Genomic DNA, 20,484 nt, shown 5'->3' with positions numbered 1-20,484 from the left:
AAGCGTTCAAATAACGTAGAACAATAGCGAGAAATTGCCAAACAAATATTGGAAGGGTGTTTTTCTATTGGGTTATATAATGGAACTTAGAAAGTTAGTCGGTTCAAGACCACTTATTAATATTGGAGCTTGCGTTCTATTATGCAGTAATCAAAGACTGTTATTACAACGTAGAACGGATAACGGTTTATGGGGACTGCCTGGTGGCTCTATGGAACCTGGGGAAACTTTAGAAGAGGTTGCACAAAGGGAACTTTTTGAGGAAACAGGATTGGAAGGCAGGAGCCTTGAATTTTTTAACATATTCTCTGGAAAAGACCTGTACTATAAATATCCTCATGACGATGAAGTATATAATGTTGTGTCCGCTTACCTATGCTCTGATTTTGATGGATTTCTTAAAGGTGATGGAGTCGAAGTACAAGAATTACGGTTTTTTAGCTATGATGAGATACCAATCGAGTTGTCGCCTCCAGACAAACCGATAATTAATGAATTCCTCGAACGATGCGTTAAATAATGAAGACGTTGCTAAGCTAACGAAGAAGTACGACAAGTTCGATACAACAGATTAAAACCATTCATTAGAAGACTCAGTAAAAAGGTTCTACAATTACATAATAAATTCAGGAGAAAACAAATGACTATTTTCTTGAATAATGACATTTGTCTTAGAAGACTTGAACTGAAAGATTCTAATTTACTTGTCAATTGGCTATCGAATCCGGAAGTATTGGCATATTATGAAGGTCGTGACCGTCCTCATAATTTGGAATTAGTTCGGAAACACTTTTTTGAAGATCGGGATGAAATTACTCAGTGCATTATTCAATATAAGAATACAGACATTGGATTTATTCAATTTTACTTGATTGGTGATGAAGAAATCGCACAATATGGATATCAAGATGATTTAGGAATCATTTATGGAATGGATCAGTTTATAGGTGAAACGGAATTTTGGAACCAAGGAATTGGTTATCAATTAATTAAAGAAACGGTTAGATATCTGATTGAGAACAGAAGTGCCAACAAAATCGTATTGGATCCACAAGCATGGAATACAAGGGCAATAAGAGTATATGAGAAATCTGGATTTATAAAGAAGATATATTTAGAAGAGCACGAAATGCATGAAGGGGAATTAAGAGATTGTTGGTTAATGGAATATGATTCAAATCGAAATTTGTGAGAACACCTTCGAATCTTTTGATCATTTCTTTGTGCTTGATTAAGCATAAGTATTTGTTATTATAAAGGGGATTACTGTGTGGTGAAAGGAACAATTTTGGGAATTGCCTATACTGGGCGAAGTAGATGGGAAGCGAGCATGTAATATTTATGATGTTCATATTGTCTTATCAAATTGAGGTGTTCAAAAATGAGAGAAAAAAACGTTAGGGAAATCAAGGTAACTGATTATCAGGATATTTATGTGTTAAATCAAGAATTTAATCCGAATCTTAAATTATTTTCTGAAGAAAAAGTAAAAGAAAAGATTGAAATCATTATCAAGAAAACCAAAGATATCATCTTTGTGTATGAACATAATAACGAGGTAATAGGGTATATACATGGAAGTCCGTATGAATTGCTTTTTTCTGACCCTTTAGTAAATGTCCTGGGATTTGTTGTGAAAGAAAAATATCGAAATCAAGGTTTAGGCAGCATATTGATTGAATGTCTTGAGCAGTGGGGAAAGAACAATGGATTTTCTGGAATCAAATTGCTCTCCCACCCAAGTCGAGTATATGCGCACAGGTTCTATGAGCGACGTGGCTATATGTTTACAAAGGACCAAAAGAATTTTATAAAAAAGTTCAATTCATACATGTGAAAGCACTAAAAAGGCAGAATCGGGGAGTGCCCTTATCCTGCCTTTTTAGTGTTATTTGTTGTCTACTGTACCAAACTCTCCAAGTCCGGCTGCAATTTGGTCCGCAGAACATACAGCATGATGGCACCAACAAGGAATGTGACGGCATCCGCAATGACGAGTGACCAGACAACTCCGTGGAAACCATTCATTCGATTGGCGATATACAACACAGGAATCAGAGTAACTCCTTGAATAACTGACATAATAGACGCGGCGGTTCCTTGCGCTGTTGCTTGGAAGATCCCCGTAAACAACGCGGTTATTCCTGTAATGAACAAGGATAAGAACGTCACATGTAGAATGTAGCTTCCCATTTCAATTAATTGCGGGTCCTTCGTAAATAGACCAATTAAGTGGTCGGAAATCAGATAGACGATGATGCCGAATACGACGGCTAACGCCACAATTGCTTTGATCGTGAATTCAATGGTATGTTTCATGCGTAATTTATTCGCTGTAAAAGAGAAGGCAATGAGCGGCACGACTCCCTCGCATAAGCCCATAAGAATAACCTCAGGAAATTGCAATAATCGTGAAGAAATTCCGAATGCCGCTACGGCCTGTTCCCCATATTCGACCAAATAACGGTTAAAAATAAGCGACATTGCACCCAGGAAAATACTCATAACAAAGACGGGAACTCCGATTTTGAATACATTGCTGAGAATGTCCTTGGTAGCCTTGAACCATTTTATGGAGATGGTTAAAAATTGGCTCTTATATCTTATATGGAAGGCATAGAATGCACTCGCAACCAAGTTAGAAATGACCGTAGCAGACGCAACGCCGATCACGTCCCAATGGAAGACGAAGATGACTAGCGCATCGAGAATAATATTCACAACAACACTGAGAATCATACCGATCATCGACGTCATTGCTGCACCCTCCGAGCGCACAATATTCTCCAGTGTGAAAAATAATACGATGAATGGTGAACCAATAATCATAATCGTGACATATTCCTTCGTGAAACCGAAGGAGTCAGGCGTCGCTCCCAAGCCATGAACGATTGAATCGATCAATGGGAGGCCGGCGGCCATCAAGATAAGACCGAGAACTAAACTGCTGTAAAAAGCGAATGAAGACACATGCTTAACATCATCATATTTTTTTTCTCCCAGCAAACGGGAGATGAATGTACTGCTGCCGATGCCAATCAAGTTGCCCAGCGCCATAATGGCCGCGAATAACGGCAAGGTTAGCGCGAGTGCGGTTAACATGGCCGTATTGCTCAGTGTACCAAGGAAAAAGGCATTCAAGATGGAATATATGACACTCATTGACATGCCTAGCATCATCGGTACAGCGAAGTGAGCTACGGCTTTTGCGACTGGTGCTTTTTCAAAGTAATGGAGGTTTTCTGTATCCATGTGGGTCACCACTTTCTTTGGAGTTCGATTTATCCAGAATTTTAACGATATATGCAATCTTAAATTCAACTAACAGTGTTAGATTGAACCTTACAGTGTTAGATGTTATCATAAAGCTATGAACCTGTAAAGAATAAACTTACACTGTTAGATAAAAGGGCGGATACCAATGAAAAAGCAGCAGCCTCAGATTTCGGAGGATAAGATTTTGGAAACATCGTGGGAGCTTCTTGGAGAGGAAGGCATCGAGAAATTCAGCATGAGAAGATTGGCCGACAAGCTGGGGATTCAGGCTCCCTCTCTGTACTGGTACTTCAAGAGCAAGCAGAATCTCTACCAGCGTCTGGCCAACCAGGTATCGAAAATGATTCTGGAGGAGTTCCACTCCGAGGGGGACTGGAAGGAGCAGCTGACGGGGCTTGCGGCAACGGTACGGAGTGTGCTCAGCCGGTATCCCTGCTCCACGCAGCTCATGATGATGACGCTGCCCCACGAACCTGACATTATTCGGTTCACCAACCGTATGCTGCTTTGTGTGGAATCGACGCCGCTTGAGCAAGCGCAGAAAATGCAAGTGGTGACTACGCTTGTGAACTATATCTTCTACTTTGTTCTAGACGAATATCAGCATGAGCGCAGTGTCTCGGCTATCCTTAAGGACCAGGGAGTGATTCCGGGCGAGGAGATGATCCGCCTTCTTGATTCCATGAGCGAGTCGGAAGCGGGACTGTTCCGAAGGATGCACAAGAGTGGGCTATTCAATCTGATGGGGACCGATGGGGCGTTTGAGTTCGGCTTGAAGCTGATTCTCTTGGGAATTGAGCAGGTGATAAAGGAGCAGGAGAAGTAGGAGATAAAAAACGCTCGTCCGGTTATCGGATGAGCGTTTTCAATGAGTTTAGAGAAGACGAGTTCGGCGCCAAGCGGTATTACGAAAAAATAAAAGGCTTGACTTTTATTGGGGATCAAACGGGTACTTGACAGCCGTTGTTATATTAAAAAAGGAATTGTGAGGGGTACTAAGCACATAGGAGGCATCTAATGTTTCAGCATAGCAAACAAAATTATGCAGGATTAGATTTTGGCACACAAGATTTAAGGTACGGCGAGCTAATCAGTTGTACATTTACTCGTTGCTTGTTTTCTAACGGATCACTTGATGAGATTACATCCAGCAACTGCCGTTTCATAGAGTGTGATTTTCGCGGAGCAGCTTTAAATGGTTCGTATCATAAAGAATCCGCGTTTGAGAATTGCAATTTTAACGGAGCTAATCTCTTTGTTTCCAAATTTGAAACATGTAAAATGACAGGTTCGGATTTCTCAAGCTCCAATATGGATGGGATCACGATTTATCAAGGCGATTGGTCGTATACCAATTTAAGAAATAGCAGATTAGTTAGACAGGATTTACGCGGGGTTAAATTTCATGAAGCAGACTTGTCAGGAGCTGATTTAGAAAAAGCGGATTTAAGAGACAGCGATCTGACAATGACGCTGCTGTCCAAAGCGAAGCTGCAGGGCGCTGATGTAAGAGGAGCTAAAATGGAAGGTGTAGATTTTAAATCATTCACCATTGCAGGTATGAGAATGGATAGGGAGCAATCTGTCTTGTTTTCGCTTTCACATGGAGCCAAGATAGGTTGATATGAATCGTAAAATAGGCAATAAGGCTGCTAGACTAAACCTCCTGTTTAACAATTTTCGTTAAATAAGAGGTTTTTTTGCGTCTAGTTGACGCTTTCAGCATACTTTCAGTTAACTTTCATATGCCTATCAGCCTAACTTAAGTAACCCTTCAGGTTAGCGGCCTATACTTTTATCTATCAACACCACTTAAATAAATGGCATCCGAAAGGCGGTAATAGCATGAATGAAGATATGAACAAAAAGGAAGATATGAACAAGATGGTTAATTTAAATGATATAAAAGTTGAAAACAAGCCGCGGAGCATTAAAATGAAATCGATGTTTGCAGCTTTTATGGCTGGCGCGCTAGTCGTTGGCGGGTTGATGTTCGCATCGGATAAAATGGATTTGTTCGGCTATGCTGCCCAGCCTGCTCAATCTGCAGCAGCTGCTGCAGCCAACTCGGCGGCAGCGAATGTCCAAACGGCATCGTTAACGCCAACAGGGACGAACAGTATTTCGTCCATTGTCAAAGCGGCGAGCCCAGCTATTGTCAAAATTGAGACCAAAGTAAAACAGACGAAAAGTGGACAGAATAGAAGAAACACACTTCAACAAGGCACTGAAAGCGGAGATACGATTGAAAATGGGATTGGATCAGGCTTCGTTTTCGACGCGAGCGGCTATATTTTAACGAATGAGCATGTTATTGATGGCGCAGACGAAATCGATGTTTACGTGCAAGGCTACGATACACCATTTACGGCAAAGCTTCTCGGAAGCAGCTACGATTTAGACTTGGCTGTGCTCAAAATTCAAGGGGATAAGGCTTTCCCTTCTCTGAAACTAGGCAGCTCCGACAATACGCAAGTAGGGGATTGGCTTGTTGCGATCGGCAACCCGTATGACTTCGATTACTCCGTAACTACGGGTGTTTTAAGCGCCAAAGAACGTACGATCAGCATCGACGATGAGCAGGGTACTCGGAATTACAAACATTTGCTGCAAACAGACACAGCGATCAATCCAGGCAACTCTGGTGGTCCGCTTTTGGATTTGAACGGTGAAGTGATCGGCATCAATACAGCCGTAAACTCTGAAGCGCAAGGAATGGGCTTTGCAATTCCCTCAAGTACGATTAGTTCTGTTGTAGATAAACTGAAAAATAACGAAACGATTCCAAAAGAACCAGCACCATATATCGGTGTTGCTCTACAAAATATTTCGAGTGATATGTTGGAAGACTTGAAAATCAACAGTACGAAAGGAGCCATAGTTGCTCAAGTACAGCAAGGCACTCCAGCTTTTGAAGCGGGCATTCGTCAATACGACGTTATTATGGATATCAATGGCACAGCAATTTCCAATACGGATGACGTTACAAAAGCTGTCCAGGCTGCGGCCGTTGGAGACAAGCTGAAAGTAACCATCTCGCGGGATGGTCAGACGAAGGATGTTACTGTTGAAGTTGGGAATAAAAATATAGCGACCAGCTATCAAGGTTAAACGGATTGCCTACTACCCTGCTATTATGGCTAGGTGGTGGGCAATCTTTTTTGTGTTTCAGTGGTTAATTTCACAAACCGAGCCTCATCGCCATGCTGTAGCCATTGGGGCCGAAGTTATATCTTTTGCGCAGATCAATCAGATTGGGACCGAATGTCTGTTCCAACGTTTCACGGTGCGCTTGCATCATCTCATAGATGTAAAGGTCATGGATGATGACCTCGGTGATCGGCATGACGAGGCCGGGGTGCATGGTCCAAGCGGCGCGGCTGTCCGTGCCAAGGGAAACGATACCGGCTACGACCTCGCGGTCATCTACGCTTACGACAATCCAACGGCCGCCGTATTCCTGTGTAATCTCTTCACTCGAGTCGTGCGGGTACACTTGCGCAAAATCGAACTGTAGTTCTCCATACACGACAATCAGAATCTCAACGCCGCGTTCCGCAGCTCTCCGCAATTCCGGTTCCAGCAGCTTGGCTTCTTCGGTCCAGATCTCTAGCAAAACACGTCCTGTCGCCCGATTAACCGCTTCCGCCGCCCGGCTTAGTATGGTTTCATATCCGGTGATGTTCCATATATTTTCACGATGCAAGGAGACAAAAGAATAGTGGGCAAGCGCCGTTTCAGCGGCTTCGAATGAGGATTCGACTTTGCTTTTTTTCAGCCGGATCAGCTCCTGCGGCGGCAGCGGTGTGTACAACGAAGGATCTTCGTGACTGACCATAACTTCGCCGCGCTCCACCATTCCGCTTAGCACTTCATAAATTTTGGAACGCGGTACACCCGAGTTCAAAGAAATCGCATACCCCGATAAAGGAGATTTATCTAGAAGCGCCAGATACGCTTTGGCCTCATATTCGGTAAAATTTAAATCTTGCAGCATCTTAATGATTTCTAATTTCATGTTTTGCCTCCTACCCTCTGCATCGTACATAAGTCCGTTATTTTCACTAATCTAATCTACTCCCATTATTGCACTTGACAGACGTAAGTGCCAATGATATATCTTTAATGTAGTAGCTACATATGTAGTCACTATATGAGATTACTTAAAATCACTTGGGGGCACAACATGGATACATCAAATGAAATCCAAATCGCACCAAAAGTAAAGGTCATAAAAAGCAGCAGCTTTTACCTAATCGCCGTCATTATTGCAATTTTATTATGGAGTACCTCGTTTGTTGGCACCAAGATTGCCTATAATTCCTTTCCCCCTCTAACATTGGGGGCGGCACGTTTTGTCATTGCTTCGCTGATTCTGGGAGCGATTATGCTGTCTAGAAAAGAATTTATAAGACCAGCACCGAAGGATATAGGATTGATGGCGCTGAGCGGAATATTGGGAACGACACTTTACTTTGCGCTCGAGAATATCGGGCTTGAGCTGACGACGGCGTCGAGCGCCGCATTGATCGTCGCATCTTATCCGGCTATCGCAGCACTGATGGAGTTCATTTTTTTTCGTGTAAAAATTTCCTGGCTGAAGGGACTTGGGATCGTGATGGCAATTGCCGGTGTGTATCAGATTTCGGGGGGCAGCTCAGGGGGAATTGCCGGAAATTTGACGGGGAACTTAATTCTGATTCTGGCAGGCGTTGTGTTTGCAGCTTATAACTTTACCACCCGCAAAGTCGTCAAAAACTATTCAATGGTAACCGTTTCGTTTTACCAGACGATAGCAGGAACGCTGGCTTTCCTTCCGCTTGCATGGATCGAACGGGCAAGATGGCAGGTACCCAGCACAGAGTCTCTGTGGACGCTGCTTTATCTGGGAGTTTTCTGCTCTGTAGCCGCTTTTATGCTTTATAATTATGGGCTGCGCAACCTTAGTTCCGGTACTGCAATGGCACTGATGAACCTTGTTCCTCTTTTTGGCGTGATATTCTCAACCCTATTCCTGCATGAAGTCTTGCATATATTTGATTTGATCGGTGGAATGATTATAATCGTTGGGGTTATACTGAGCGTCCAAGAGAAGTTTACTGGGGGACGGAAAACAAAAGTTCAATAAAACAGCGGCAGTCTAGGACTTGTTCACGTCCTTCATGACTGCCGCTCTATCTTTTTACTACGGTTTAAGAAAAGTTTAGGCCCATTCCCTCGTGCAATGCAAATCATATTGCCTTGCTTTTGCGAATTCACAATGCTGTCGTTTTGCACCGGAGTGACTTTCTGCTAGAGTAAGGGTATGGGAAATTGATAGGCAGAGAGGAGCAGGTCTGATGTCTGAGAAAGAAGTTCTTGTACGCTTCGGAATTTCCATGCCGCAATCGCTCATTGAGCAGTATGACAGGCTGATTGCCGAGCAAGGGTATGGTAACCGTTCGGAGGCAATCCGGGATCTTACACGCAAAGCACTCCTCACTTCAAGCGGCATGCAGCCGGAAGAGACGGTTGCCGGAACGATTGTGATGGTGTATGACCATCATATCAGCGATTTGCCCATTACTTTGATGGAGCTGCAGCATGAATATCATCATGCCATTATTTCAACGATGCATATTCATTTAAACCATCAGCAATGCTTGGAAATATTGGTTGTTCGCGGCAAAGTGCAGAAATTAAGAGAGCTGCAGCAGCGAATTCAAGTGCTCAAAGGCGTGGGTTATGCGGAGCTTTCCGTTACGCATGTAGACGAGCATGCACCTTCGCATGGACATCATCATTCCCATCCGCAGGATTCGTAGTTAGCTGATTTTTTTGCTAAAATTAGGGGTGGAGGTGTGATATGTCTGTTAAAAAATGGTTTAGCCTGGAAGAGGCGAATGCCATGCTCCCTTTTGTCGACCAAGAGTTGAAGAAGATGCAGGCATTGAAACGACAGTTTGAAGACAAGTATGTGGAGCTTCGCGATTTGAAAAATGAACATGCTGAGAAACCCAGCAAGGAAAAAGACCCTTTTTTCGTTATGGAAGCTGCATTGGAATTTATCCAGATCGAAGCACGCGGACTTATTCATAATTTCCAGACGACGGGAATCGAGCTCAAGGATATAGAAACAGGACTTGTTGATTTTCCGGCGATGCTGGAAGGACATGAGGTCTTGCTGTGTTGGAAACAAGGAGAGGACAGAATTCGTTACTACCATAGCAAAGAAGATGGATTTGCTGGGCGGAAACCGATTTCGGAGTAGAGGATATGAATCATGTTAATATTTAAAAAATTTAAACGCCGCGCTTCCATGCGCAGCTTGTTCGCACCGGCCATGCTGATGTGCATGCTGGCTTTGATGTTGAGCAGTGTTGTTCTTGTACCGCAGAGCGCTTCAGCGCATGCTTCATTAGTACAAGCTGTTCCGGAATCCGGCTCAAAGCTTGAAAACTCACCGCCGCAAGTCGCGGTTACGTTCAATGAATCATTAGACGCAGGGCTATTTTACATCAAAGTATTCAATCATGACGGCAACGAGGTCACCAGCAACAAGGCTCGCTTGAACAAAGAACAAACCGGCGTAGAGCTTGATTTGCCTAAGCTTTCTGAAGGTGTGTATTTAATTAGCTATCATGTGATATCCGCAGACGGCCATCCGGTTGGGGGGAGTTATCCGATTACGATCGGTAATCCGCCTCAAGAGGATACGCTTGATCTGCCTTCCGCTCATGCCGGTCATGAGCATGGTTCAGGTCCTTTGACAACGAAAGTTTTGCTGCAATATGCGTCTCGCGGACTGTGGTATTTCATGATATTAGCTATGACAGGTTGGATCATATGGCTGCGGCTTCCTGGTGTAATCGGTGCTGAAGCGCGTAAATCCTTGTCGTCTTGGACGCTTAATCTGCAAAGAGCTCATTTGGTAGCGTTGTTGCTGCTTATTTTCACGCATGTGGAGGATTTGCTGGGCGGTGGCGGAATCAACGAACTGTGGCAGCTATTCAGCGCGACGAATATTGGGATCGCTTGGGTTCTGTTGTTAGTGTTATCTTTCCTTGGCTTTGCCCTTGCCGGCAGATTCCGATGGTTCGATTTCCTATGGCCTTTGAGCTTGCTTGCTGTGAAAAGCTTCAGCGGTCACGCGGCTTCCTTTTCGCCTCTATGGGCGACAATTGGACTTGATTTTATTCATTTGCTTGGTGCTGCCCTGTGGGTGGGAGGCTTGGTCCTTCTTTATGTGAAATGGCGTCAAAAGAGCCCAGAGCTCAGCGTCTATATGCAAAAGTTTTCGAATATGGCTTTGATTTCAATTATTGTGCTGACCCTTTCTGGCTCCGCATCTGTCCTATTGTTTTTGCCTAACTTGCATTACTTGCTGTACTCCTCTTGGGGGATACTGCTGTTGGTAAAAACAGGCGCGGTCGTTCTTGTGATGATCTTAGGTTTGGTTATTCGGTTGTACATGCGTCAGAAAAAGGCAGAACGGTCCTTCTTGTGGGTAAGACTTGATCTTACACTTATGATCGTTATTATCATGCTGGTAGGTATTATCACCTATGTGGCGCCAATTCCTGAGAATGAGCCGCTGCAGTGGCATCAGATGGGCGAGAAAGTTCACGTGTCCGCAGATATTACGCCTAAAATACAAGGAACGAACTCCTTCGTTGCCAAGGTTTTCCTTCCCGAAAATAGCGGCAAACCCAAACAGGTGTTAATGATCCTTCATTACACCGATGATGCCGAAATTGCTCCGATTAATGTGCCTTTAACGCTCTATGTGGATAAAACCGAGGAAGAATCCTACGGCTTTGCCAAATTCAGCTACAAAGCTGAAGGCGCCTATCTGCCATTTAGAGGCAATTGGGATCTGGAGATGCGCGTCATGGATCCCGAGGATAATGAAACGGTATACCACAAAACATTTATCGTTTATTAATGGATCGACATTCCTAATGGTAGAAAGCGGGGGACGCTCATGGCGTGGGTTCATATGTTGGATCGGAATCAGTTGTCCGTAAAGCTGGATGACAAGGATGAAGCAGCCATTATAGAAGTCAATGATGGCGGAATTGCACCGAATTATGTCGCGATCAGGCTGAATGAGCATGAGATTGATGAGTTGATCGAAGCGCTGCAACGTGTTAAACAGGCTATTCAGTAGTAAATGGGCCGCGGCCATCACAGTAAACAATGTGATGGCCGCGGCTTTATTTTATATAAACCTGCAATTGTGCATCCTTTTGAGCGTGGATTAACCTGTAAACGTGAAATTCCTGCGATTGTGCAGGCTTTTGAGGTCTTTTCTTGATTATTGAAGGAAAAAGTGGAGAATTCCTGCATTATTGCAGGCTTTTCCACTTTTCACCTGATTTTGTTGAAAAAACCTGCATTTTCGCAGGTTTTAACTGTGGGCGAATCAGAAACCATGCCCGATGGAAACGCCAGATCCCGATAACGTTATCGTTAACGTGCTCAAAACAAGCTCCAATCGAATTCCTGCGACAGCTTGCCCAATAGGTGAACGCCGGCGGTGCTGTTGCCTTTGCGATTCAGGGGAGGGCTGACAACGCCAATCCCGTATTGCCCAGGCACCATCGATAGAATGCTGCCGGACACCCCGCTTTTGGCAGGCAAGCCAACGTTCATGGCGAATTCGCCTGACGCATTGTACATGCCGCAGGTAAACATGAACGTCTTGGCGATCTGCACGAAGCGCCGCGGAATAAGGCGTTGATGGCGAATCGGATCAACCCCGTTGTGAGCGAGAACGAGCGCCATTCTTGCTAAGTCTGTACAATCGACCTCGATGGAGCAATGGCTGAAATAGGTGCGAAGCACGTCATCTACTTCACAGTCGAGCACGCCGTTGTCTTTCAAGAAGTAAGCAAGCGAACGATTGCGGTGCGCAGTATCGGACTCGGATTTGTACACAGCGGCATTGATTTCAAGCGAAGGATTATCCGCAATTTCACGGAAAAATGTCAGGATTCGTGCAATTTGCTCCGTTGAATCCTTGCCTGCAATCAAAGACGATATCGCGATAGCACCGGCATTGATAAGCGGGTTGAATGGAATGCCTGGTTCCACCAGTTCCAGCTTCAGCATGGAATTGAAATCATCACCAGTAGGCTCCATGCCTACCTTAGAGAAGACAGCCGCTTCGCCATTATCCATCAGAGCGAGAATCAGCGTAAATACTTTTGAAATACTTTGCAAAGTGAAGCGGAAATTGGAATCTCCGGCTGCAGCGATGCTGCCGCTTGCATCCATGATGCAGATTCCTAATATTTCCGCAGGCGCATTGGCAAGTTCAGGAATGTAGGAAGCAACATGACCATCCGTTGTATGTTTCTTGCTTTCGGTAACCCACTCCCCCAAATGGTCTGTGAGCTGCTTCCATGTTTGATCGTGTGGGTTGTGACTCATCTTGAAGTCATTCCTTCCTTATTACGCCTAGGCTTTCCAAGCTTGCGGGTGGTTGTCGCTGATCAAATCTGTAGCACTGGCGTTTGCGATGACTTGTTCAGGGTTCTTGCAGCCGGGAATAACAGTTGTGACGGCATCGTGCTTCAGGCACCAAGCGAGTGCCCATTTGGCCATGTCCATGCCTTGTGGTACTTCGTCTTGTTGAATACGCTGGACTTCTTCCAGCTTCTGCTTCACACTGTCCGCATCGTGACGGTGACGAACATCCGTATTGCCGAACACAGCGCCTGGCTTATATTTGCCGCTCAAATAGCCGCTAGCGAGAGGAACACGGGCTAGAACGCCTAGATCTTGGCTCACACAGGATGGGAAGACAAGCTCCTCAGGGGCGCGGTCCAGACGGTTGTATACAACTTGGATCGCTTGGGAGTTCACCTTGCTGGAAGCTTCCGTTTGGTGGATATTCGCATTGCTGCCGATGGAAGTGCCCAGATGACGAATTTTGCCAGCTTGGACTTGCTTGTCCAACGTAGTCCACAGGAGATCATTATCAAAAAGAGTATCCGGTCCGGAATGGAATTGATACAAATCAATGTAGTCCGTATGTAAAGATTTTAAGGAATCATCCAATTGCTTGATAACCCCTTCAGCACTGAAATCGTCAGTTCTAGTAAACAAATCATGGAAGTGATGACCGAACTTCGTAGCCACGACCCAATTCTCACGATTGCGGCGTGATAAATAATTGCCAATGAATGACTCTGACAAATGGTCGCCATAACATTCAGCGGTATCGATTAAGTTGATGCCCACCTCAGCAGCCTGATCAAGGATGGCATCGACTTCAGCTTGTGTATAGGTAAGTCCCCATTCCCCTCCGAATTGCCAAGTGCCAACTCCAACGATGGAAACTTTCAAGTCTGTTTTCCCAAGTCTACGATATTTCATGATTATCACTCTCCTATTTAGGTTTCAACCTCATTATACAACAAACTTTTATTTTATATTAATGTACGTTGGCACTAGATCATCTAATGTGTATATAGATATCATCCGTCACAGAAAGGAAGTCATATTACGATGAAAATGATTTTGAAAACCTTGAAAGAATGGGTGCCCAGTATCGCGGTTGCCGTAATCGCGGCGCTAATTATCAATACGTATGTGGCTCAGGCTGTTACGGTTCCAACCGGTTCCATGCTTCCAACCATCCAGTTGAAAGACGAATTGATCGTGGAGAAGATGAAGCCGTTAACTAATTTCAGCTTCGGTGATATCGTCGTCTTTTGGCCGCCGCTGGCCAATAACAAGGACCGCTACGTCAAGCGTTTGATAGGCTTGCCCGGAGATACGATAGAAATCAAAGACGGCAGCCTGATTCGTAATGGTCAAAAAGTGGATGAGCCCTACGTGAAATCTGCGATGACCTACACATTTAAACAAGTAACAGTTCCAGCCGGGAATTACCTCTTCCTTGGCGATAACAGAAATGAAAGTTACGATTCACACATGTGGCCAACTCCATTCGTCCCAGAGAAGGATTTGATCGGCAAAGCGGTATTTCGTTTGTTTCCGCTGAGTCATATGGGAACGATTGAATAGAGAGAAAATCAAACACACCCGCCAGGAGATAGCAGCTCCTGACGGGTGTGTTTTCGTTATGCGGGATTTGGCGAAAGCTCTTTCTCATCTTTGGGTTTTGATTTGCGGTCGGACACTTTAATGTTGCCGACGAATAAAGTAAGCACGGCGCCAAGCAGCACGAACACTAAACCTACGATGAACACTTGGTGAAGGGAAGTAACCAGCGCATTTTTGAGAATAGGCAGCATGTGCTCGACGAATTCTTTTGGCATTTTGGCCAATGCCTCCGGACTTAACAGAGAAGAGTATAACGATTGAGGGTTCGTGTGAACCATCCCTGTCATTTGATTTGCTAGCTCACTCGCTTCTGCGGGCAGCTGCTTAACAACGGGCAACAAGTTTTGTTCTAATAAAACCGTTGATTTATGATTCATAATGGCACCCAGAATCGTCATCCCGAAGGTACCCCCAATTTGACGGAAGAATTGGCTGGAAGAGGTAACGACGCCAAGCTCCGATTTCGGGAAGCTCTCCTGCAGGGCAAGGGTCAGGATTGGCATAACAAGCCCCATACCAAGACCAAGGACCAACATATAGCTGGATGCGATCAATTTGGTTGTATCAATACCCATGGTGCTGAGTAAATAAAAGCCTGCAGCCATGATGATCATACCAACCAGCATTTGCCGCTTGATCCCGATTTTATGGATGAATTGACCGGAAACAACGCTGGCCGCAATCATCGTAAGCATAAGCGGCGTCATAACGGTACCGGATGCGGATGCGCTGATGCCGACAATGCCTTGCATGAAGAGCGGGACGAACATGATCGCGCCGAACATGCCGACAGACATCAGGAAACCTATGCCGTTAATGGTTGAAAAGGTTCTATTTTTGAATAATCGAACAGGTAGAATAGGCTCTTGCGCTTTGCTTTCAATAATGACGAAGGAAACCAAGGATACGACAGCTAGTGCGATCATGCCAATGATTTGCCAAGATGACCAAGCGAAGTCTTTGCCACCGAAAGTTAAAGCAAGCAATAAGCTGACAACCCCGACAATCATGGTGACGATACCTGGAATGTCGAATTTTACTTTTCCTGTTGCTTTGTGTTTAGGCAGGGCAAAGGCGATTAAGATAACAGCTAGGATACCGACTGGAAGGTTGATGTAGAAAACCCAGCGCCAGTTCCATGCGTCAACAATCCACCCGCCGACTTGGGGCCCGATAACGGAAGATAATCCGAAAATAGCTCCGAAAACACCTTGCCATTTGGCACGTTGTTTGCCAGTGAACAAGTCACCGATAATAATCATAGCCATCGGCATCATAATACCGCCGCCCAAACCTTGCAAGCCGCGGAACAAGATCAGCTCCGTCATGTTTTGAGACATCCCGCAAAGGGCGGAAGCTCCGATAAAGATAACTAAACCCGTTACATAAATGACACGGCGGCCGATTAAGTCGGCGAGTTTACCTGCGATTGGAACAACAACCGTCGATGTTAGCATGTAAGCTGTCGTCAACCAAGCCATAAGCCCGAGACCACCGAATTCGCCGACGATACGCGGCATTGCGGTACCAACAATGGTGCCGTCCAAGGCGCCGAAAAGCATGGCAATGATGAGACCTGTTAACAGGAGGCCGCGATTCTTGAGCTCGGGCGCTGTTTCTGCTTCAATGGAATCGGTAGAAGTTGATTTTTGAATGTTTTCCACTTGAATCACTCCTTATTGGAATAAGAGAAATAAATTAATAATAAGTATTCAGCTTCTCAAAAGCATTCACAAGAACATGTCGATCTTCCGGAGAAAGCTGAGAAAGTCCGCGTGCAATAACGTCCCTCTGAACATTCTCAGTCATCTTGATGATAGCTTTCCCTGTATCCGTTACTTCAACCAAAACAATGCGTCGATCCGTCTCATGATGTTTTCGAATAACATGCCCACTCTGGACTAGACGATCAATCATCACCGTGATCGCACTAGGTTTGACGCCCATCTTCTCAGCCAGGTGGGATTGTTTGGGCATGCCTTCTTTGGCAATCATGAACAGCAGGAACAACTGCGGTCTGGTTAGCTCGGTATCCAACTTGGAGAGTACAGCTAAGCTGATTTTACGATGAGTCGTTTCCAGCGTTGTACGGAAGCGATCGGTGTAAGCAAGCAAATCATCTTCCATGGCAAAACCTCCTCTGAAATTTCATTAAAAGTTTGAATATTTATATAATGAAATAATTATATTAATTAATATTTAAATTGTTTAAGTAAAATATACGCCGATCGCTTTTCGAAGTCAACAGGAATTTTTGCCTTTTATGGCGGTTCAACTTGCATCTCCAACGTATCTTGCATATAATAACTGATACATATACGTGGAAATGCTTTGACGGAGAAGAGTACGCAGTGCTTCTTGACAGGGAGGGAAAGCCGAAGATTGAGAGCGGTCCCCGAGAATCAGGCTGCTGAAGTTCGCTCCCGAGCAGTCCTTTGAACAGAGAGCTATGATTAGCTTCTAAGTAGAGGGAACCGGACACATTGTCCGTTATCTGGAATGAAGTGAGATTTATTCATGGGGCTTATTTGCTTATGAACGAATCTAATTAGGGTGGTACCACGGCTTTTCGTCCCTTGCGAGGGAGCGGAAGGTCTTTTTTGTGTTTTCATTTCAGGCGATAGAGGGGCCTAATTCAGGAGGGATTGCAATGAAAGAGCGGTTAGAAGCTTTAAAGCTAGAAGCGCTGCAAGAACTAAGCGGCGTGCAAAGTCAGCAGGAGCTGAACGATTTACGGATTAAGTATTTGGGTAAAAAAGGGCCGTTAACCGAGGTTCTGCGCGGTATGGGCGCTTTAAGTGCTGAGGAAAGACCGGTGATCGGTCAAGTAGCGAATGATGTTCGTGCTGCGATCGAAACGGTCATTGAAGAGAAGCAAGCAGCGTATCAACAGCAAGAAACGGAAACCAGACTTCGCGCAGAAATGATTGATGTCACTTTGCCAGGTCGCCCGTCTCAGCAAGGTGCTGTGCATCCGCTCAGCAAAGTCATTCAAGAAATCGAAGATATCTTCATCGGTATGGGGTATACGGTTGCTGAAGGTCCAGAAGTAGAGCAGGACTACTACAATTTCGAGGCGCTTAATTTGCCAAAGGACCACCCTGCGCGCGATATGCAAGATTCGTTCTATATTACCGATGAGATACTGATGCGTACACAGACCTCACCCGTTCAAGTTCGCACGATGGAGAAACGCAAAGGCGAGGTTCCGATTAAAATCATTTGTCCAGGCAAGGTTTACCGCCGCGATGATGATGATGCGACACATTCTCATATGTTTACCCAAATTGAAGGTTTGGTTATCGACCGCAACGTAAGAATGAGCGATTTGAAAGGAACGCTGCTTCAATTCGTGCAAGAGATGTACGGCAAAGAGACGCGCATTCGCTTGCGTCCGAGCTTTTTCCCATTCACAGAGCCAAGTGTTGAAGTTGACGTTAGCTGTGCGATGTGTGGCGGCGTAGGCTGCCGGACATGCAAACAAACAGGCTGGTTGGAAATTCTTGGAGCGGGTATGGTGCATCCGCGCGTGCTTGAGATGGGTGGCTATGATCCCAAAGAATATACCGGTTTTGCATTTGGCATGGGCGTAGAGCGCATTGCTATGCTGAAATACGGGATTGAAGATATTCGTCATTTCTATACCAATGATTTGCGGTTCTTAAAGCAATTCTTACACTTGTAAGCAAAAGGAAAAGGAGGGGTTAAGCATGAAGGTTTCTTATCAATGGTTATCGGAATATGTGGATGTAACAGGCTTCACAGCAGAAGAATTAGCAGAAAAATTAACCCGAAGCGGCATCGAAGTGGATATCGTGGAGGATCGGAATAAAGGTGTAACCAACGTTGTCGTCGGTTATGTCAAAACACGTGAAAAACATCCGGATGCCGATAAACTAAGTGTCTGTACGATTGATGCAGGGCAAGGCGAAGATCTGCAAATCGTTTGCGGAGCCAAAAATGTGGATGCCGGACAAAAAGTGCCTGTCGCGATGATTGGCGCTGTGCTGCCTGGCGGACTGCAAATTAAACGTGCTAAGCTGCGCGGCGTCGAATCTCAAGGAATGATTTGCTCAGCCAAGGAACTTGGACTCAATGACAAGCTCCTGCCCAAAGAAATTCAGGAGGGCATTCTGGTTCTCCCGGAAGATACAGAAATCGGCAGCTCAGTTCTGGATGTTCTGGCGATCAATGATAAAGTGCTGGAACTCGATTTGACACCGAATCGTTCGGATTGCTTGAGCATGCTTGGAGCAGCGTACGAAATCGCGGCTATTCTTGGCCGCAGCGTGAAACTGCCTGATGCGGAAACAGCTGGAACAAGCGCTGTAAAAGCTTCAGACCGTATCAGCGTGAACATTACAGCAACAGAGCAGTGCACGCACTACGCCGCTCGTTTAATCGAAGGCGTTCGCGTTGGCACTTCTCCGCTGTGGATCCAGAACCGGTTGATGGCCGCTGGTATCCGCCCGATCAACAACATCGTAGACATCACGAATTTCGTGATGCTTGAATATGGTCAACCGCTTCATGCCTTTGATGCGGAGCAGCTGAACAACGGTCATATCGACGTACGCCTTGCTGCAGCCGGCGAGAAGCTCGTAACGCTTGACGATGTGGAACGGACGCTGGAGCCGCATATGCTGCTCGTAACGGACGGTACGAAGCCTGTAGCGATCGCTGGTGTCATGGGCGGAGCTAACTCTGAAGTGACCGATGGCACGACTCGGATCCTGCTGGAATCCGCGAAGTTCGCAGGCAGCTCCGTGCGCCGCACTTCGCGTCAGCTGGGCCTTCGCTCTGAAGCGAGTCTTCGCTTCGAGAAAGAAGTCAACCCGGAAGCCGTGCTTCCGGCCTTGAACCGTGCGGCTGCGCTTATTGCTCAGTACGCAGCAGGTCAAGTCGCTGACGGCGTCGTCGAAGCCGCAGCAGGCTCACACAAGCCGGTCGCTATCTACCTTGCTGCTGACCGTGTGAATAAATATCTCGGCACTGAACTTTCTTTGGCCGAGATGGGTCAAATTATCGAGCGCCTGCATTTCACTTATGAGCAGGCGGGCGAAGGCGTGCTGCTCGTGCATGTGCCGAGCCGCCGCGGAGACATCACACGGGATGTCGATTTGATCGAAGAAGTGGCACGTCTCTTCGGCTACGACAACATCCCGACGACCTTGATGAGCGGTGTGACCACACCGGGCTCCTTGTCCAAAGAACAGTCGATCCGTCGCATCACACGGAATCTACTGACACAAAGCGGATTGCATGAAGTCATCACCTATTCCTTCACGCATTCGAATCAAACGACTTCGCTGCCTGGTTTATACCCAACTGCGAAGCCAATCTCCCTCGCAATGCCAATGAGCGAGGATCGAAGTCAATTGCGCACCAGCCTGCTTCCGCATTTGCTGGACGTTGTTAGCTATAACCGCAACCGTACGATGGATGATGTGGCCATTTTTGAAATCGGCAAAGTCTTCCTCACGGACGAAGAGACATTAACAACCTTGCCGCAAGAGAAGCTTCTTCTGTCTATCGTATTGACGGGCAAACGCCGCCAAGCACATTGGGCACAAAAATCAGAATCTGTTGATTTCTACGATATTAAAGGGATCTTTGACAGGCTTGTGAGCTACCTAGGTGTAAAAGGGTTAACTTATCAATCCGCATCACCGGATGGCTTCCACCCAGGGCGTACAGCAGAGCTTGTGCTTGATCAAAAGGTAATCGGCCGAATGGGTCAACTGCATCCTACGGTTCAACAACAGCGTGACCTCGATGACACTTACGTTCTCGAAATAGAGCTCTCTCCGATCTTGGAAGCTGCTGGCGATGCCATCGTGTACAAATTGCTGCCGCGTTATCCATCCATTGGGCGTGACATTGCAGTAGTGGTTAAAGCTAACGTTCCCGTTGGCCTTATGGAGCAATCCATCAAAGAAGTAGCTGGTGAGTTGTTAGAATCCATTCAAGTTTTCGACATCTATACAGGAGAGCGATTAGGTGCCGATCGCAAGAGCGTAGCCATTGCTTTGGTCTATCGCCACGCCGAAAGAACACTCCTTGATGAAGAAGTCACAGAGCTGCATGCCAAAGTTGTTCAAACCCTAGAACAGCAATATGAGGCTGAGTTAAGAAAATAGTGCAACTTTCCAT

Annotated in this window: 20 protein-coding genes; 14 read left to right on the top strand and 6 right to left on the bottom strand. The window is 45.7% G+C overall.

Features of this window, described 5'->3' with window-relative positions; genetic code table 11:
- Nucleotides 1-67 precede the first annotated feature (67 nt).
- The 3 genes from BC351_RS03910 (at nt 68) to BC351_RS03900 (ending at nt 1,837) form a co-directional block, all read left to right on the top strand.
- Complete coding sequence (locus tag BC351_RS03910) at nt 68-520, top strand: NUDIX hydrolase (protein ID WP_079409399.1); 453 nt, start codon at nt 68-70, stop codon at nt 518-520.
- A gap of 120 nt (nt 521-640) precedes the next feature.
- A complete protein-coding gene (locus BC351_RS03905; protein ID WP_079409398.1) occupies nt 641-1,192 on the top strand; it encodes a GNAT family N-acetyltransferase in 552 nt (183 codons plus the stop codon).
- Nucleotides 1,193-1,381: 189 nt separating this feature from the next.
- A complete protein-coding gene (locus BC351_RS03900) occupies nt 1,382-1,837 on the top strand; it encodes a GNAT family N-acetyltransferase (protein ID WP_079409397.1) in 456 nt (151 codons plus the stop codon).
- A 62-nt stretch (nt 1,838-1,899) separates the two neighbouring features.
- On the opposite strand, the gene BC351_RS03895 is transcribed toward BC351_RS03900, so the two are convergent.
- Nucleotides 1,900-3,252 carry an MATE family efflux transporter gene (locus BC351_RS03895; protein WP_079409396.1) on the bottom strand — a complete coding sequence of 451 codons (1,353 nt, stop codon included), beginning with the start codon at nt 3,250-3,252 and terminating at the stop codon, nt 1,900-1,902.
- A 169-nt stretch (nt 3,253-3,421) separates the two neighbouring features.
- Between BC351_RS03895 and BC351_RS03890 the strand changes: the two genes are divergently transcribed.
- The 3 genes from BC351_RS03890 to BC351_RS03880 all read left to right on the top strand — a co-directional run bounded on the left by BC351_RS03890 (nt 3,422) and on the right by BC351_RS03880 (nt 6,387).
- Entirely contained in the window at nt 3,422-4,102 is a 681-nt protein-coding gene (locus BC351_RS03890) for a TetR/AcrR family transcriptional regulator (RefSeq protein WP_079409395.1), read from the top strand.
- A 191-nt stretch (nt 4,103-4,293) separates the two neighbouring features.
- Nucleotides 4,294-4,899: a pentapeptide repeat-containing protein gene (locus tag BC351_RS03885; RefSeq protein ID WP_079409394.1), complete on the top strand. Its 606-nt coding sequence runs from the start codon at nt 4,294-4,296 to the stop codon at nt 4,897-4,899.
- Nucleotides 4,900-5,121: 222 nt separating this feature from the next.
- Nucleotides 5,122-6,387, top strand: coding sequence for a S1C family serine protease (locus BC351_RS03880; RefSeq protein WP_079409393.1), 1,266 nt, complete (start codon nt 5,122-5,124; stop codon nt 6,385-6,387).
- Between the two features lie 70 nt (nt 6,388-6,457).
- Here the strand turns inward: BC351_RS03880 and BC351_RS03875 are convergent, their stop codons facing one another.
- Nucleotides 6,458-7,294, bottom strand: a complete 837-nt coding sequence (locus tag BC351_RS03875; RefSeq protein WP_079409392.1) for a TrmB family transcriptional regulator — start codon at nt 7,292-7,294, stop codon at nt 6,458-6,460.
- Nucleotides 7,295-7,462: 168 nt separating this feature from the next.
- Between BC351_RS03875 and BC351_RS03870 the strand changes: the two genes are divergently transcribed.
- The 5 genes from BC351_RS03870 (at nt 7,463) to BC351_RS03850 (ending at nt 11,425) form a co-directional block, all read left to right on the top strand.
- Nucleotides 7,463-8,404, top strand: a complete 942-nt coding sequence (locus BC351_RS03870) for a DMT family transporter (RefSeq protein WP_079409391.1) — start codon at nt 7,463-7,465, stop codon at nt 8,402-8,404.
- A gap of 211 nt (nt 8,405-8,615) precedes the next feature.
- Nucleotides 8,616-9,080 (top strand): nickel-responsive transcriptional regulator NikR, encoded by a 465-nt coding sequence (gene nikR / locus BC351_RS03865; protein ID WP_079409390.1) that lies wholly within the window; start codon nt 8,616-8,618, stop codon nt 9,078-9,080.
- A 41-nt stretch (nt 9,081-9,121) separates the two neighbouring features.
- Nucleotides 9,122-9,526 (top strand): DUF2203 domain-containing protein, encoded by a 405-nt coding sequence (locus BC351_RS03860; protein ID WP_079409389.1) that lies wholly within the window; start codon nt 9,122-9,124, stop codon nt 9,524-9,526.
- 12 nt (nt 9,527-9,538) lie between these two features.
- Entirely contained in the window at nt 9,539-11,200 is a 1,662-nt protein-coding gene (locus BC351_RS03855) for a copper resistance CopC/CopD family protein (RefSeq protein WP_079409388.1), read from the top strand.
- Nucleotides 11,201-11,239: 39 nt separating this feature from the next.
- Entirely contained in the window at nt 11,240-11,425 is a 186-nt protein-coding gene (locus BC351_RS03850) for a hypothetical protein (protein ID WP_079409387.1), read from the top strand.
- A 311-nt stretch (nt 11,426-11,736) separates the two neighbouring features.
- Here the strand turns inward: BC351_RS03850 and glsA are convergent, their stop codons facing one another.
- Nucleotides 11,737-12,690, bottom strand: a complete 954-nt coding sequence (glsA, locus tag BC351_RS03845) for a glutaminase A (protein ID WP_079409386.1) — start codon at nt 12,688-12,690, stop codon at nt 11,737-11,739.
- 27 nt (nt 12,691-12,717) lie between these two features.
- Complete coding sequence (locus BC351_RS03840) at nt 12,718-13,638, bottom strand: aldo/keto reductase (RefSeq protein ID WP_079409385.1); 921 nt, start codon at nt 13,636-13,638, stop codon at nt 12,718-12,720.
- Between the two features lie 132 nt (nt 13,639-13,770).
- Between BC351_RS03840 and lepB the strand changes: the two genes are divergently transcribed.
- Nucleotides 13,771-14,292, top strand: a complete 522-nt coding sequence (gene lepB / locus BC351_RS03835) for a signal peptidase I (RefSeq protein ID WP_079409384.1) — start codon at nt 13,771-13,773, stop codon at nt 14,290-14,292.
- A gap of 56 nt (nt 14,293-14,348) precedes the next feature.
- Here lepB and BC351_RS03830 read toward each other — a convergent pair whose 3' ends face one another.
- Both BC351_RS03830 and BC351_RS03825 read right to left on the bottom strand, forming a co-directional pair.
- The gene (locus tag BC351_RS03830; RefSeq protein WP_279628303.1) at nt 14,349-15,959 is read right to left on the bottom strand and encodes an MDR family MFS transporter; all 1,611 of its coding nucleotides are present in this window, start codon (nt 15,957-15,959) and stop codon (nt 14,349-14,351) included.
- 70 nt (nt 15,960-16,029) lie between these two features.
- Nucleotides 16,030-16,458, bottom strand: a complete 429-nt coding sequence (locus BC351_RS03825; RefSeq protein WP_079409383.1) for a MarR family winged helix-turn-helix transcriptional regulator — start codon at nt 16,456-16,458, stop codon at nt 16,030-16,032.
- 523 nt (nt 16,459-16,981) lie between these two features.
- On the opposite strand from BC351_RS03825, the gene pheS reads away from it, so the two are divergent.
- On the top strand, nt 16,982-18,016 hold the full coding sequence (gene pheS / locus BC351_RS03820; RefSeq protein ID WP_079409382.1) for a phenylalanine--tRNA ligase subunit alpha: 1,035 nt from the start codon (nt 16,982-16,984) through the stop codon (nt 18,014-18,016).
- 25 nt (nt 18,017-18,041) lie between these two features.
- Nucleotides 18,042-20,471 carry a phenylalanine--tRNA ligase subunit beta gene (pheT, locus tag BC351_RS03815; protein ID WP_079409381.1) on the top strand — a complete coding sequence of 810 codons (2,430 nt, stop codon included), beginning with the start codon at nt 18,042-18,044 and terminating at the stop codon, nt 20,469-20,471.
- Nucleotides 20,472-20,484: the final 13 nt, after the last annotated feature.

The sequence above is a fragment of the Paenibacillus ferrarius genome, assembly GCF_002027705.1.
Lineage (GTDB): Bacteria > Bacillota > Bacilli > Paenibacillales > NBRC-103111 > Paenibacillus_E > Paenibacillus_E ferrarius.
Note: the sequence above shows the minus strand (reverse complement) of the source record. Positions and strands in the feature narration are given on the sequence as shown.